Below are 12,691 nucleotides of genomic sequence, written 5' to 3'. Positions count from 1 at the left end.
CCATCTCGGCCTTCGCCAATCGCCTATGTCGGTGCTCACTTTCCACGCTTTTGTCGGCGGAAACGACGGCCATCCTTGCTCCCCGAAACCATTCATGCGAAGAGCCGGCAATGGAAACGAGGACGAGCCGACGATGAGCAAGGGCGACAAGGCCGAGCGCAAAAACGGGCTCACCTACGCCGAGGCTGGCGTCGACATCGATGCCGGCAATCTGATGGTCGAGAAGATCAAGCCGCTGGTGCGCGCCACGCGCCGGCCGGGCGCCGATGGCGAGATCGGCGGCTTCGGCGGACTGTTCGACCTGAAGGCCGCCGGCTTCACCGATCCGGTGCTGGTCGCGGCCAATGACGGTGTGGGCACCAAGCTCAAGATCGCCATCGATGCCGGCAAGCACGACACGATCGGCATCGATCTCGTCGCCATGTGCGTCAACGACATCGTCGTGCAGGGCGCCGAGCCTTTGTTCTTCCTCGACTATTTCGCCACCGGCAAGCTCGACCCGGACCAGGGCGCTTCAATCGTCGGCGGCATCGCGCAAGGTTGCCGGCAGGCCGGCTGCGCGCTGATCGGCGGCGAGACCGCCGAGATGCCGGGCATGTATCACGACAAGGATTACGACCTTGCGGGCTTCGCCGTGGGCGCCGCCGAGCGCGGCCAGCTGCTGCCGACCGACGACATTGTCGAAGGCGACGTGCTGCTCGGCCTTGCCTCGTCCGGCCTGCACTCCAACGGCTTTTCGCTGGTGCGCCGGATCGTCGCCGCGAGCGGCCTTAGCTGGAGCGATGCGGCGCCATTCAACGAGGAGCTCAGCCTCGCCGAGGCGCTGCTCGAGCCAACGCGCATCTATGTGAAGTCGATCCTGAAAGCGATCCGCAACACGCATGGCATCAAGGCGCTGGCCCATATCACCGGCGGCGGTTTCCCGGAAAACATTCCGCGCGTTTTGCCCAAAGATTTTTCCGCCGAGCTCGACCTCGAAGCGATCGACGTGCCGCCGGTGTTCTCGTGGCTGGCCAAGACCGGCGGCGTCGCGCCGGAAGAGATGATGCGCACCTTCAATTGCGGCATCGGCATGATCCTCGCGGTCGCCTCCGGCCAGGCGGCGCAGGTCGCGGCGGTGCTGCAGGAAGCCGGCGAGACGGTGACGCCGATCGGCCGCATCGTGCCGCGCCGCGACGCCGGCGTCATCTATCGGGGCTCGATCGGCCTATGAGCAGGAAACGCACAGTCGTCCTGATCTCGGGACGCGGCTCCAACATGACGGCGCTGATCGCGGCCGCCGCCGATCCAATCTATCCGGCAGAAATCGTCGGCGTCATTTCCGACCGCGCGAACGCCGCCGGCCTCGGCATCGCCCAGTCGCGCGGCATCGCCACCAAGGTCATCCAGCGCGCCGACCATCCGAGCAAGGATGCCTATGACGCTGCGCTCGACGCCGCGCTTGTCGGCTTCGGCGCCGACATCGTAGCCCTTGCCGGCTATATGCGGATCCTCGGCCGCGGCTTGGTCGAGAAATGGCAGGGGCGCATGGTCAACATCCACCCTGCCCTGCTGCCGGCCTTCAAGGGTCTGGACACGCATGCGCGGGCCATCCGCGCCGGTGTTCGCATCCATGGCTGCTCGGTGCATTTCGTCACGCCCGAGATGGATGACGGCCCGATCATCGCGCAGGCCGCCGTGCCGGTGATGGTCGGCGACAATGAGGACACGCTTGCCGCGCGCGTGCTGAAGGTGGAGCACCGGCTCTATCCGCTGGCGCTGGGTCTGGTCGCCGAAGGCAAGGCGCGCATGGAAAAGGGCCACACCGTGCTTGCCCATTTCGCCGACGACGCCGACAACGCCACCTCGGTGGTGATGGCGCCCGACCCGCTGCGCGAGGAGACCGACCTCGAGCAGCTGGCGCGGATCACGCCGTAGAGGCTGCAATGCCCCTGAGACAACTTCTTATCCTCCGCCACGCCAAGTCGAGTCGGGACGATCCCAAGCTTGAGGATTTCGACCGGCCGCTAGCCGCGCGCGGCTTAAAGACGGCGCCGCTGATGGGGCGGGAGCTTGCCCAGCGCGGTTGGCTGCCGGATCTGGCGCTGGTGTCGCCGGCGCTGCGCACGCGCGATACCTGGCGGCTGGTTGCGGCCGAACTCCCGAAGAACGTGCCGGCGCAATTCGCCGACGAACTCTACGAGGCGGCTGCCGGTGCGATCCTGGCGCGCGTGCGGCAGGCCAAGGCAGCGAGCCTGATAGTGATCGGCCACAATCCCGGCCTGCAGCACTTTGTGTTGCGGCTGGCCGGCCCCGGAACGGATGGGAGCGTTTTCAAGAAGATCGAAGCGAAGTTTCCGACGGCAGCTCTTGTCCGGTTCACGCTGGACAAGGATTGGGCCGATCTCGACTTCCGTGGCGCCCGACTGACGCATTTTGTTCGGCCGAAGGATTTGACGTAGCCCGAAGCCTGGCGGCCCATAAGCAAGGCGGCGGGCAAGCCCGCCGCCTTCAATATTTTCAAAGACGAGCTCAATTGCCCCAGTTGTCCGATGGCGGACCCGGCCAATCCGCAGCGCCGGTCGCGCCAGTCTTCATCTCGGTATCGACCTTCGGGGCCGGCTTGACTGTGTTGTGCTTCGGGATCGAAGCCGTGACGCTGGTGTCGGAGCCAACGGTGGCTGCCTGATTGACGCCATCGGCGCCGTAGTGGTCGCTGCCGGCGAAGGCGGAGCCCATCGCGAGAAGCATTGCGACAGTGGTGAGAGCGATCCTGGTCATTTCGGTTTTCCTTGTCCGTTTGGTTTCGTCGGGCGATGGCCTTGGGAGGATGGCCCCGCTGCCGAAAAGACCCGCGGCGGCCTGGGTTTATTCCCGGCGCGTTCGCTTTTCAGCTGCCATGGCAGTGTCGGATCGGACTTCGCTCAGAAAAAGGCAAACGATTACAAATGCTTGTGATGACAAATACTTGTGATGCGATTCAAACGGCGTTAGCCGGCTGCAGAAAAACAGAGCGGCGGGACAAGCCCGCCGCCTGCTTTTTTCCGGGTCGGATCAGTGGTTGCCGAACAGGTTGTGATCGGTGCCCTGCACCACCGGCCTTCGGACATCCGCGTCCGACTTCGCGATCGAGGTCGTCACAGTCCGGTCGATGGTGACAGCCGGCTGTTTGGCATTGGCCGCTCCGTAATTGTCCGAGCTGGCGAAAGCGGCGCCCGTGGCGACAAGCAGGGCGACGGCGGTAAGAGCGATCTTGGTCATTACTCCAGATTTGAAGGTTATTGGTTGAAGCGGGTTAGGAGGCGCGCCGGTTAGCGGCCCCAGATGCCTTGGCCCGACTGCGGCTGGTTCTGATCAGGCGTGATGTGGAACTCGCGCTGCTCGAACTTGTCGAGCTTGCGGATCGAACCGGTGACGGTGTTGTCGACGTTGCCCGCAGGGGCCGTTACGGCCGGCTGGTTGACGTTGTCGGAACCGTAGTGGTCGCTGCCAGCGAAAGCGCTGCCCGTGGCAATGAGGAAAGCAGCGGCGGCAAAAGCAATCTTGTTCATTTCAGATACTCCAGATTTCAAAAGTCATGTCCGTCTAGTGGCGTGCCGTAATGGAAATTCGCGTCGCTCGGACCACCCCGAAATGGGTCGGGCCTGTTGCCATTTCCAATCACGAAAAGTTGTGAACTGAACCGTTCGGTTCGATCTTGAAATTGAGTGAACGACTGAGCGGCCACATTCTTGTTATTTAATATCAATCGGTTACCTGGATCGTCGCGCGATGCCGCACCTGGATAACGGGAGCCGGTGTTCACCCCGGCTATACGAACCGTCAACATTAATTGAACCGAACGGTTCGGTTTTATCACTTGCACGACCGAACAGGTGGCTCGGCAGGCACCATGACCGGGGTGGCGGCTGCCGAGAAACCACGTTTGCCTTGCGCGCGGATCGATACTATCGGTTGCCTCGGGAACCAATTTGGACGCCGCCTGCCGCCCTTTGGCGAAGGTCGACGCCGTTGGGAGGAACAGCGACGAACGATGCGGCTGCTGCTTGTCGAGGACAATCGCGAACTGGCCGATTGGCTGAGCAAGACCTTGCGCCAGGCGAGCTATGTCGTCGACGTCGTGCATGACGGCGAGGATGTCGAGCATGCTTTAGCCGCCGGGGATCACGCTTTGATCATCCTCGACCTTGCCCTGCCCCGCATGGGCGGCATGGAGGTGCTGAAAAGGCTGCGGGCGCGCGGCAACCCGGTGCCGGTTATCGTGCTTACCGCCAATGCCAGCCTTGACGGCCGGGTCAAGGGCCTCAACGAAGGCGCCGACGATTATCTGGCGAAACCATTTCAGATCGAGGAGCTGGAAGCGCGCATCCGCGTGCAGCTGCGCCGTGCCAACGACCGCACCGCGCCGGTCGTTTCCTGCGGCGATCTCACCTTCGACACCAACACCAGGCTGTTCTCGCTTGCCGGGGCGACGCTGTCGCTGACGCCTCGTGAGCACGCGGTGTTGGAACAGCTCGTCGTCAAGGCCGGCCGCACGGTGAGCAAGGCGGCGCTCTCGACCGCGATCTACGACTTCGACACCGACGCCGACCCCAGCGCCATCGAGATCTATGTGCACAGGCTGCGCAAGAAGCTCGAGGGATCGCGCGTCCAGATCGCCACCTTGCGCGGCCTGGGCTACCTGTTGCGCCACGACGATCCGGCGCCATGAAAATCGACAGGCTCCGGTTCGGCAGCCTTCGCCTGCAGTTGCTGGCCTGGGTGGTGCTGCCGCTGGCTGGGCTCGCCGCTATCAATCTGTGGACCAGCCAGCGCAACGCGCTGGCGACGGCGGACCTCGTCACCGATCGCATGCTGGTCGGCTCGGCACGCGCCATCGCCGAGCAGGTGGCGATGGCCGACGGCGCGCTCGACGCCACCGTGCCGCCGGCGGCGATCGAGATGTTCGACACCGGCGACCGCGACAGCGTCTATTATCGCGTCGAGACCGCCGGCGGGCGGCTGCTGAGCGGCTATCCGGACCTGCCCGAGGCGCCGGATCGCGGCAGCGTCGAGGCCACCTACCGCGATCACCCGCTGCGCCTGGCAACGCTCAGCCATGCCGTGATCGGCGCCGGCAGCGATTCGCCGATCAAGGTCACGGTCGGCGTCACGCTCGCCGGACATGACGCCATGGTCAAGCGCCTGTGGCTCAGCGCCTTCGCCCAGCAGCTTGCCTTGGTGGCCATTGCCGGCGTGTTCGTGCTGCTTGGCCTGCGCCGCGGCCTGGCGCCGCTGATCCGGCTGCGCGATGCCGTGCGCTCGCGAAGCCGCAGCAATCTCGATCCGGTCGAGGTCCCGGGCGCGCAGAGCGAGATCCGGCCGCTGATCGAGGCGCTCAATGCCTATATGGAGCGCGTGCGGGCGCAAATGGCGGCGCAGCGACGCTTCATCGCCAATGCCGCGCACCAGTTGCGCACGCCGCTGGCGCTCTTGTCGACGCAGGCAAGCTATGCCTTGCGGGAAACCGTGTCCGATCGGCGCCAGGAGGCGCTGGTCGCGTTGCAAGCGAGTTCCGGCAGGCTGGCGCGGCTCGCTGAACAATTGCTCACGCTTTCGCGCGCCGAGCCCGGCAGCCGGCGGCCACGCGCCGACCGCATCGACCTCACCGAAGCTGCCCGCCATGTGCTGGAAGCGCAGGCGCCGGTGGCGATCAAGCGCGACATCGACCTCGGCCTCGAGGAGAACGGACCGGTGGCGGTGATCGGCGACGGCACGATGCTGCGCGAGATGATCGTCAATCTGGTCGACAACGCGCTGCGCTACACGCCGGCTGGCGGCGCGGTGACTGTCAGGCTGGCGATGGTCGATCGCGAGGGCGTGCTGACGGTCGCCGACACCGGCCCCGGCATTCCGGCCGAGGAACGGGAGCATGTCTTCGAACGCTTCTACCGCCTCGCCGGCTCGGCAGAGGAAGGCAGCGGGCTCGGCCTGGCGATCGTGCGCGAGGTGGTCGAGAATGCCGGCGGCAGCGTCACTCTGGGCGACGCCGCCGCCGGCGGGCTCAAGGTCGAGGTCCGGCTGCCGCTGGCCTAAGACCTACCTCAATGCTCGGACTCTTCGTCCGGCAATTCGAGCGTACGACCCGAATAAAGAATCCGGAGGATGACCACTTTGTCATCCACGATTTCGAACGCGATCGTTGCGCGTCGGCGCCATCCTACCGTGCGCAAACCCGGTGCGATTTCGTCATGACGCGTGCCCCGCTCCGGAAAAGTTTCAAAGTCGAGACAATAGTCGACAATGCGCCCGACAAAACGCAAAGCGGTTGCCACGCCAGCCTTTGGCGCGAGCTCGCTCAGCAACTCGGCAATGTCCCGCTCGGCGGCAGCATGGAACCTGACCTGATATTTCATGCACCGGAGCGCGGTTTGGCGGCGATCGCGTTGATGTGCTCAGAGAGATTGCGGCGCAGCTGTTCGGCCGTCAAAAGCTTCTCAGGATGGGCGCGCGCATCCTGCATCGTCGGCACGACTGCCTCGCGCAGCCAGCGTTCAATCGCCGCGTCACGGGCAGCCAACGTACGCAGGCCATCACGGATGACTTCGCTCTCGGTGGCGTATTCGCCTGAGGCAACTTTATTTTTCACCATCTGCGCCATCTCGAGCGGCAGTGTGATCGTCAGGGGCTGGGAGTTTCGCATGGCTCGTCTCCTCGATACCCCTCAGTATAGCACAAGGCGCGTGACTTTGTCATACACTAGGTGAAGCCGCACACCAGACATGATGATGTGCGGCGATTGCTCAGGTCCCCTGCTCGTTGAACGGCGCCGGGCGCCACTTCACCACATAGTTCTCGAAGCGGGTGATGATGAACTCCACCACCAGCGCCATCACCGCCAGGATGATCATGGCGGCGAAGACGCCATTGGCGTTGAAGGCGCCCTGCGCGGTGGAGATCAAAAGGCCCATGCCCTGCTTGGCGCCGAGGAACTCGCCGACGACGGCGCCGACAAGGGCGAAGCCGAAGCTGACATGCAGACTGGCGAGGATCCAGCTCATCGCCGAAGGAATGATGACCGAGGTGGTGATCTGGAACGGCGAGGCGCCGAGGATCTGGGCGTTGGCAATCATCGCCCTGTCAGCCTCGCGCACGCCCTGGAAGGCGTTGGCGAAGACGACGAAGAACACCATGACGACGGCCAGCGCCACTTTGGAAGCCATGCCCAACCCGAGCGCGATGATGAACACCGAGCCGAGCACCACGCGCGGCACGGAGTTCGCGATCTTGATATAGATCGAGAACACATCGGCCAGCAGCTTGTTGCGACCAAGGATGATGCCCGCCACGATGCCGCCGACGGCGCCGATAGCGAAGCCGAGGAAGGTTTCCTCCAGCGTCACATAGATCTGCAGCCAGAGCGGCCCCTGCGAGGTGCCCTCGGTGATCCAGGACCAGATCTGTTCCCATATGCCCGACGGGCTGGAGAAGAAGAACGGGTCGATGATGTTGTAGTCGGCGCAGAGTTCCCAAAGGCCGAGGAAGACGACGAGGATCGCGAGGCGCAGGCCGATGACCAGAGCATGGCGTTTGCGCAGCCGTGCCCTCGCCTGCGCTTCCGCGGCGACGATCGAGGTGGCGCGGGCGGCGGCCTGATCGGTTGGAGAGATGGCGGTCATGGCAAGTCTCCTTTCAATGGCTCGCCTGCAAGCCACGGCTTTGGCCGAGCTGCACTTCCTCACGCAGATCGTTCCAGATCACTTTGGCAATCTCGATGAATTTCGGGTCGTAACGAATGTCGGACATGACGCGCGGGCGCGGCAGATCGATGCGGTAGACGCTCTTCACAGTGCCCGGACCGGCGGTGAGCACATAGACCTTGTCGGCCAGCGCCACCGCTTCCTCCAGATCGTGCGTGACGAAGACGACGGATGATCTCAGCCCCGACCAGAGGTCCAGCAATTCGTCCTGCATTGCCGTGCGGGTTTGCATGTCGAGCGCGCTGAAGGGCTCGTCCATCAACAGGATCTTGGGCTGGTTGATGAAGGTCTGGGCAAGCGCCGCGCGCTTGCGCATGCCGCCCGAAAGCTGATGCGGATAGTGCTTCTCGAACCGCGAAAGGCCGACCCGGCCGATCCAGTCGCGCGCCTTCTCATAGGCTTCTTTCTTCGGCGTGCCGCGGAAGAGCGGGCCGGCGGCGACATTGTCGAGGACGCTGCGCCACGGAAACAGCGCGTCGGCCTGGAAGACGAAGCCAATATCCCGGCTGATGTCGGTGACCGGATTGCCCATGACGCGGACATTGCCGGTGGTCGGACGCAACAGGCCGGTGACGAGGTTGAGCGTCGTCGACTTGCCGCAGCCGGTAGGGCCGACGACGCAGGCGAACTCGCCGCGCGCCACCGTCATGGTGAAATCGCGGATCGCCGTCATCATGTGGCCGTCGGGCGTGACGAAGCGCAGCGTCACATCGTCGATGGCTATCGCGGCGTCAACCGGCGGCGCGGCGGGAGACAGTTTCTCCGCCGCCATGGTCTGCGATTGCATGGCACACTCCTTTGGTGGTGCGGGGACGGCGCAATCCAGGCCCCGCGGGCCTGCTCGCCGGAATCCGGAAACATGGCCGCCGAATTGATTCAGGCGGCCGACGCAAGCTCTTGCTTTTCAAGGGCGGACGGGTCCGTCCGCCCTCGCCTGCCGGCGCCTACTTCGCCGCGTCGACGAACTCTGTCGTGTAGGTCTTCGATAGGTCGATCTGCTTGCCCTGCAGGCTCTTTGAGAAGGTCGACAGAACCTTCAGCACGGTCTGCGGTCCATCGGCCGGCATGCGGCCATCCGGCGTGAACATCGCCTTACCGCCTGCCAGGCCCTGAACATAGAGGTCCTTGCTGCCGGCATAATAGTCCTTCGGCATCTTGTCGGCGATCTCCTCGGCCGAATGGCCGGCGATGAACTTCATCGTCTTGACGAAGGCGTTGGCGAGCTTCTGCGCCTCGTCCTTGTGACCTTCGAGCCAGCTCGACTGGACGTAGAACGACGCAGCCGGGTAGTCGCCGCCGAGCGCCGCCTTGGTCTTTTCGGGCGTGCGCATGTCGACCAGGACCTTCGCCTCGCCGGTCTGGAGCAGCTTAGCGATGGTCGGCTCGGTGGTCATGCCGGCCTGGATCTGGTCCTGCTTGACGGCGGCGATGAAAGTGTTGCCGGCGCCGACGGGAAGCAGCGTGTAGTCGCCCGGCTTCAGGCCGCTGCGAACCGCGAGATACTGTGTCAGGAAATCGGTCGAGGAGCCGAGGCCGGTGACGCCGAGCGTCGCGCCCTTGAAGTCGGCTGGCGACTTGATTTCCGGGTGCTTGGCCGAGACCAGCTCGACCTCGCCCGGCGCCTGGCTGAACTGCACGATCGACTGGATGTACTTGCCCTTCGACTGCAGATCGACGGTGTGGTCGTAGAAGCCGACGACGCCCTGCACGGCACCGGCCAGCAACTCATTCTCGGCCTCGACGCCCGCGCGGGAGTTCACCAACTCCACGTCCAGCCCCTCGTCCTTGAAGTAGCCGAGCTGCTGGGTGAGCACGGCCGGCAGATAGATCTGCTTTTCCATGCCGCCGACGATGATGGTGATCTTGTCGGCAGCCGATGCCGTCGATGCGCCAGCGCCAACCACGGCAACCGTCAGCGCCACTGAACGCAGGGCGCGTTTAGAGATGAAACGGGTCACTAGTCTTCCTCCACTGGGCGGCGCGCCGCGCCGCATTCCTCCTGTCGGCCGCTCCCAGGCCGTTCATGTGGCGACCGCCACAAAACTGTCATGGCATGGCCAAGCTTTCAGCTGGCTTTCAGCCGTTTTAGAGGCCGTGGAATGGAGTCCGGCGGGGTTACCGGTCACAAGGCAGTGAAGCCCAGCACATCGCGCATGTCGTATTCGCCGGGCGGCCGTCCGGCGACCCAGAGCGCAGCCGCGATGGCGCCGCGGGCGAACATCGAGCGGTCGCCGGCGGCATGCGAAAGCGTGAGCCTCTCGCCGTCGCTCAGGAAGCTGACGCTGTGCTCGCCGACGATGCTGCCGCCGCGCATAACGGCAAAGCCGATCTCGCCGGCATTGCGCGGACCAACGAGGCCATCGCGGGCGCGTCTCGCCACATCGTCCAGCACGACGCCACGTCCTCGCGCGGCCGCCTCGCCCAGCATCAGCGCCGTGCCCGACGGCGCATCGACCTTCATGCGATGATGCGCTTCAAAAATTTCGATGTCGCAGTCGTCGGCGGCAAGCGCCCTTGCCGCCTGCTCGGCCAGGCCGGTCAGCATGTTGAGCCCGAGCGAGTAGCTGCCGGAGCGCATGATGGCGACTTTCTTCGCGGCGTCGGCAATCGCCGCCAGTTCCGAGGCGCTGAAGCCGGTCGAACCGATTACCAGCGCCGGACCGCCGCGCGCCGCGCAGGCCTTGGCCAGTTCGGCGGAAGCCGCGGGCATGGTGAAGTCGACGACCACATCGGCAAGCGCCAGCGCTTCGTCGCGCTCGACCTGCCCCTCGCCCATGCTGCCCGGTCGATGGAAGCGCGCGACGAGCTGCAGCCGCGGATCGGCCGCGACGGCTTCCGCCATCTGCCGGCTCATGCGGCCGAGCGCACCGGCGATGGCTATCCTGAGCGGCTGCGGCATGGCGATCCTGTCGAAAACTGAGTCGGAACAATCCTCTAGCACGCCGCCTTGGCAAATTGATTCAAACGACTGCAGGCCACGGCAAACGGGGCGAGACGAGAGCGAACTGTACACGAATGTGAAGGCGGCCGCGGACGAGATCAAGACGCTGGACGCGCAGGCGGCGAAGTAGCAAGGCTACGGGCCGCGACGGCGCTATCGCGCCTTGTCAACATGATCGAGGATCGCGCGATAGCGCCCGCATATGGCGGCATCCTGGTAGAAATCCACTTCGGTATCGATGATCTGGTCGAGGCTTAGTCCGCGATAATGCGCCTTTACCTTTGCCAGGACCTCTTGCGCTTGCCTGATTTCGCCGAGTTCGGAATGGCAGATGACAAGACGGATGAGCGACCACGGTGTTACAGTCGCCATTTTCGCGTAGCAGACGACTGCCTCGCGATATCGTCCGGCCGTCGTCAGAAGGACGCCACGGAAGTCGTCATACCATCCCACGGCGTATGGGTCGCGACGCTGGGCTTCGGCTATCTCATCAAGCCCCTCCTCCGGCCTGCCCGTGTGATTGAGGAAAATAGCGCGGATACTAAGAATGAATGGATCGTTCGGATTGAGCGCGACGGCCCGGTCAAGGCTGAATTCAGCCTGTTTGAACTGGCGCAGGTACAAGTGAGCGAAGCCGGTGGCGAGATGCCCATAGGCCTCGTCGGGATCAAGGTCCAACGCCGTTCTTGCGATCGCCAGTCCGGAATGCAAATGGCCGGGATTGTTGTAGTCCCAATAGTACTTGATCGACTCCACAAAGCTGAGCATGGCATGGGCGGCAGCAAACTGCGGATCGAGCTTTGCCGCCTGGCGCAGAAATGGCTCCGCTTCGAGCACAGTGTCATAGACCGCGGCCAGTTGCAGCGCCCGCAGATAAAACTCATAGGCCGACATGTTGTTGGTCGGGCGGCCTCTGGCGCGCGACGAAATCGCGGTTCTGGCCTGCCGAGCCAGACGCGCCGCGATCATCCGGGCGATTTCATCCTGGATGGCGAAAATGTCGTCGAGTTCCCGGTCGTAGTGTTCGCCCCAGATATGAGCCATCGACGACGCATCGGTCAGCTGCACGGCGATCCGCACCCTGTTGCCGATCTTCCGCACGCTGCCTTCGACGACGTATTGGACGCCAAGCTTGCTCGCCACCTCCGCCGGATCATGCGCCTTGCCGCGGAACTGGAAGGAGGAGTTCCGCGCGATGACCAGAAACTCCTTATACTTGCCAAGCTCGGCGATGATGTCCTCGGTGATGCCGTCGCTGAAATAATCCTGCTCCGGATCGCCGCTCATATTGTCGAAAGGAAGTATGGCGATGGACGGTCTGAACGACCGCGTAACATCCGCCTTAACCGCGAAGGGCCTGGGGCCTGCATATTTATAGCCGCGACCGTGCACGGTTGCGATAATCTCGGCAGACAGCAATTTTCGCAGCGCCGAAATGTGGACCTGCAGCGTATTCTCCTCCACCACCACGCCGGACCAGACCGCATCTAGAAGTTCGGTCTTGCCGATCACCTCGTCGGGTCTGTCGAGCAACATGGCGAGGATGTCGAAGGAACGCGCCGAAAGCTCCACCGGCCCTTTCGGGCCTAGCAACTGCCGTTCGGCTCGTCTCAAACGATAGTTCCCAAACTCCAAGTCCATTGGCCACCACCCTCGCGGGGAGGATAGTCCAAGATAACCCTGAAGGCGAACTTCAGGGCCGTTCGGGATTCTTCGCGTCAGGCAAATTCAGAGCCGTGCAGGTCTCTTCAGGTTCAAGCCAAGGACCTGCGTGGGAGGCAGCGCCATTGTCGCCGTTACAGGAGGACATCGTGGCTGACATCCTCACCACAGGCCCGATCATAGTCCGACGCCTTAAACTGCTGCGGCGAGGCTTTCCGAGGCTCGGCGCATCGCTCAATGCCATGTCCGGTTTGGTAGGCGACGCACTCAAGATGGCTTACGTGGATCCCTACGCCAGTCTTGGGCGCCAATCGCGGGTCGTGCCGGACGATGATCTCGAAGGCCGAGATCCCACTTGGTGAGCGCAAGC

General features: G+C 63.9%; 16 protein-coding genes. 6 read left to right on the top strand and 10 right to left on the bottom strand.

The annotated features are described in order from the left end of the window. The first annotated feature begins 133 nt into the window (after positions 1-133). From purM to LB535_RS18325, 3 genes are read left to right on the top strand one after another with little or no spacing between them, the layout of a single operon-like run. Positions 134-1,213, top strand: coding sequence for a phosphoribosylformylglycinamidine cyclo-ligase (gene purM, locus LB535_RS18335; protein WP_095767195.1), 1,080 nt, complete (start codon positions 134-136; stop codon positions 1,211-1,213). Beyond that, positions 1,210-1,917, top strand: coding sequence for a phosphoribosylglycinamide formyltransferase (gene purN / locus LB535_RS18330; protein WP_140846087.1), 708 nt, complete (start codon positions 1,210-1,212; stop codon positions 1,915-1,917). The genes purM and purN overlap by 4 nt, the downstream gene beginning before the upstream one ends. An 8-nt stretch (positions 1,918-1,925) precedes the next feature. Further along, positions 1,926-2,441, top strand: coding sequence for a SixA phosphatase family protein (locus LB535_RS18325; protein ID WP_224633192.1), 516 nt, complete (start codon positions 1,926-1,928; stop codon positions 2,439-2,441). A 70-nt stretch (positions 2,442-2,511) separates the two neighbouring features. Here LB535_RS18325 and LB535_RS18320 read toward each other — a convergent pair whose 3' ends face one another. The 3 genes from LB535_RS18320 to LB535_RS18310 all read right to left on the bottom strand — a co-directional run bounded on the left by LB535_RS18320 (position 2,512) and on the right by LB535_RS18310 (position 3,530). Next, entirely contained in the window at positions 2,512-2,760 is a 249-nt protein-coding gene (locus tag LB535_RS18320) for a DUF680 domain-containing protein (RefSeq protein WP_140846085.1), read from the bottom strand. 273 nt (positions 2,761-3,033) lie between these two features. Continuing rightward, on the bottom strand, positions 3,034-3,240 hold the full coding sequence (locus LB535_RS18315) for a DUF680 domain-containing protein (RefSeq protein WP_095767086.1): 207 nt from the start codon (positions 3,238-3,240) through the stop codon (positions 3,034-3,036). A gap of 50 nt (positions 3,241-3,290) precedes the next feature. Then, complete coding sequence (locus tag LB535_RS18310; RefSeq protein ID WP_095767085.1) at positions 3,291-3,530, bottom strand: DUF680 domain-containing protein; 240 nt, start codon at positions 3,528-3,530, stop codon at positions 3,291-3,293. A gap of 482 nt (positions 3,531-4,012) precedes the next feature. Between LB535_RS18310 and LB535_RS18305 the strand changes: the two genes are divergently transcribed. Both LB535_RS18305 and LB535_RS18300 read left to right on the top strand, forming a co-directional pair. Further along, positions 4,013-4,690 (top strand): response regulator, encoded by a 678-nt coding sequence (locus tag LB535_RS18305; RefSeq protein ID WP_140635760.1) that lies wholly within the window; start codon positions 4,013-4,015, stop codon positions 4,688-4,690. Continuing rightward, entirely contained in the window at positions 4,687-6,054 is a 1,368-nt protein-coding gene (locus LB535_RS18300) for a sensor histidine kinase (RefSeq protein ID WP_224633191.1), read from the top strand. The genes LB535_RS18305 and LB535_RS18300 overlap by 4 nt, the downstream gene beginning before the upstream one ends. A gap of 8 nt (positions 6,055-6,062) precedes the next feature. Here LB535_RS18300 and LB535_RS18295 read toward each other — a convergent pair whose 3' ends face one another. The 7 genes from LB535_RS18295 to LB535_RS18265 form a co-directional block, all read right to left on the bottom strand. Beyond that, positions 6,063-6,374 carry a type II toxin-antitoxin system RelE/ParE family toxin gene (locus LB535_RS18295; RefSeq protein ID WP_224610530.1) on the bottom strand — a complete coding sequence of 104 codons (312 nt, stop codon included), beginning with the start codon at positions 6,372-6,374 and terminating at the stop codon, positions 6,063-6,065. Then, a complete protein-coding gene (locus LB535_RS18290; protein ID WP_140846080.1) occupies positions 6,371-6,661 on the bottom strand; it encodes a type II toxin-antitoxin system ParD family antitoxin in 291 nt (96 codons plus the stop codon). The genes LB535_RS18295 and LB535_RS18290 overlap by 4 nt, the downstream gene beginning before the upstream one ends. Positions 6,662-6,761: 100 nt before the next feature. After that, positions 6,762-7,637: an ABC transporter permease gene (locus LB535_RS18285; RefSeq protein WP_140846079.1), complete on the bottom strand. Its 876-nt coding sequence runs from the start codon at positions 7,635-7,637 to the stop codon at positions 6,762-6,764. Between the two features lie 13 nt (positions 7,638-7,650). Then, positions 7,651-8,505, bottom strand: coding sequence for an ABC transporter ATP-binding protein (locus tag LB535_RS18280; protein ID WP_224633190.1), 855 nt, complete (start codon positions 8,503-8,505; stop codon positions 7,651-7,653). A gap of 157 nt (positions 8,506-8,662) precedes the next feature. Beyond that, a complete protein-coding gene (locus tag LB535_RS18275; RefSeq protein ID WP_263490808.1) occupies positions 8,663-9,712 on the bottom strand; it encodes an ABC transporter substrate-binding protein in 1,050 nt (349 codons plus the stop codon). A 128-nt stretch (positions 9,713-9,840) separates the two neighbouring features. Beyond that, the gene (gene dapB / locus LB535_RS18270; protein WP_224633188.1) at positions 9,841-10,617 is read right to left on the bottom strand and encodes a 4-hydroxy-tetrahydrodipicolinate reductase; all 777 of its coding nucleotides are present in this window, start codon (positions 10,615-10,617) and stop codon (positions 9,841-9,843) included. A 195-nt stretch (positions 10,618-10,812) separates the two neighbouring features. After that, complete coding sequence (locus tag LB535_RS18265; RefSeq protein WP_224633187.1) at positions 10,813-12,300, bottom strand: winged helix-turn-helix domain-containing tetratricopeptide repeat protein; 1,488 nt, start codon at positions 12,298-12,300, stop codon at positions 10,813-10,815. A 170-nt stretch (positions 12,301-12,470) separates the two neighbouring features. Between LB535_RS18265 and LB535_RS18260 the strand changes: the two genes are divergently transcribed. Further along, positions 12,471-12,683 carry a hypothetical protein gene (locus LB535_RS18260; protein WP_224633186.1) on the top strand — a complete coding sequence of 71 codons (213 nt, stop codon included), beginning with the start codon at positions 12,471-12,473 and terminating at the stop codon, positions 12,681-12,683. The last annotated feature ends 8 nt before the right edge of the window (positions 12,684-12,691 follow it).

The sequence above is a fragment of the Mesorhizobium sp. CA10 genome (genome assembly GCF_020165285.1).
Classification (GTDB): Bacteria; Pseudomonadota; Alphaproteobacteria; order Rhizobiales; family Rhizobiaceae; genus Mesorhizobium.
The sequence above is the reverse complement of the archived record's forward strand: the minus strand, read 5'-3'. Positions and strand labels throughout refer to the sequence as shown.

Coding starts and splice junctions, on each gene's coding strand:
- purM (WP_095767195.1), top strand. CDS start 134: ATGAGCAAGGGCGACAAGGCCGAGCGCAAAAACGGGCTCACCTACGCC.
- purN (WP_140846087.1), top strand. CDS start 1,210: ATGAGCAGGAAACGCACAGTCGTCCTGATCTCGGGACGCGGCTCCAAC.
- LB535_RS18325 (WP_224633192.1), top strand. CDS start 1,926: ATGCCCCTGAGACAACTTCTTATCCTCCGCCACGCCAAGTCGAGTCGG.
- LB535_RS18320 (WP_140846085.1), bottom strand. CDS start 2,760: ATGACCAGGATCGCTCTCACCACTGTCGCAATGCTTCTCGCGATGGGC.
- LB535_RS18315 (WP_095767086.1), bottom strand. CDS start 3,240: ATGACCAAGATCGCTCTTACCGCCGTCGCCCTGCTTGTCGCCACGGGC.
- LB535_RS18310 (WP_095767085.1), bottom strand. CDS start 3,530: ATGAACAAGATTGCTTTTGCCGCCGCTGCTTTCCTCATTGCCACGGGC.
- LB535_RS18305 (WP_140635760.1), top strand. CDS start 4,013: ATGCGGCTGCTGCTTGTCGAGGACAATCGCGAACTGGCCGATTGGCTG.
- LB535_RS18300 (WP_224633191.1), top strand. CDS start 4,687: ATGAAAATCGACAGGCTCCGGTTCGGCAGCCTTCGCCTGCAGTTGCTG.
- LB535_RS18295 (WP_224610530.1), bottom strand. CDS start 6,374: ATGAAATATCAGGTCAGGTTCCATGCTGCCGCCGAGCGGGACATTGCC.
- LB535_RS18290 (WP_140846080.1), bottom strand. CDS start 6,661: ATGCGAAACTCCCAGCCCCTGACGATCACACTGCCGCTCGAGATGGCG.
- LB535_RS18285 (WP_140846079.1), bottom strand. CDS start 7,637: ATGACCGCCATCTCTCCAACCGATCAGGCCGCCGCCCGCGCCACCTCG.
- LB535_RS18280 (WP_224633190.1), bottom strand. CDS start 8,505: ATGCAATCGCAGACCATGGCGGCGGAGAAACTGTCTCCCGCCGCGCCG.
- LB535_RS18275 (WP_263490808.1), bottom strand. CDS start 9,712: ATGCGGCGCGGCGCGCCGCCCAGTGGAGGAAGACTAGTGACCCGTTTC.
- dapB (WP_224633188.1), bottom strand. CDS start 10,617: ATGCCGCAGCCGCTCAGGATAGCCATCGCCGGTGCGCTCGGCCGCATG.
- LB535_RS18265 (WP_224633187.1), bottom strand. CDS start 12,300: ATGGACTTGGAGTTTGGGAACTATCGTTTGAGACGAGCCGAACGGCAG.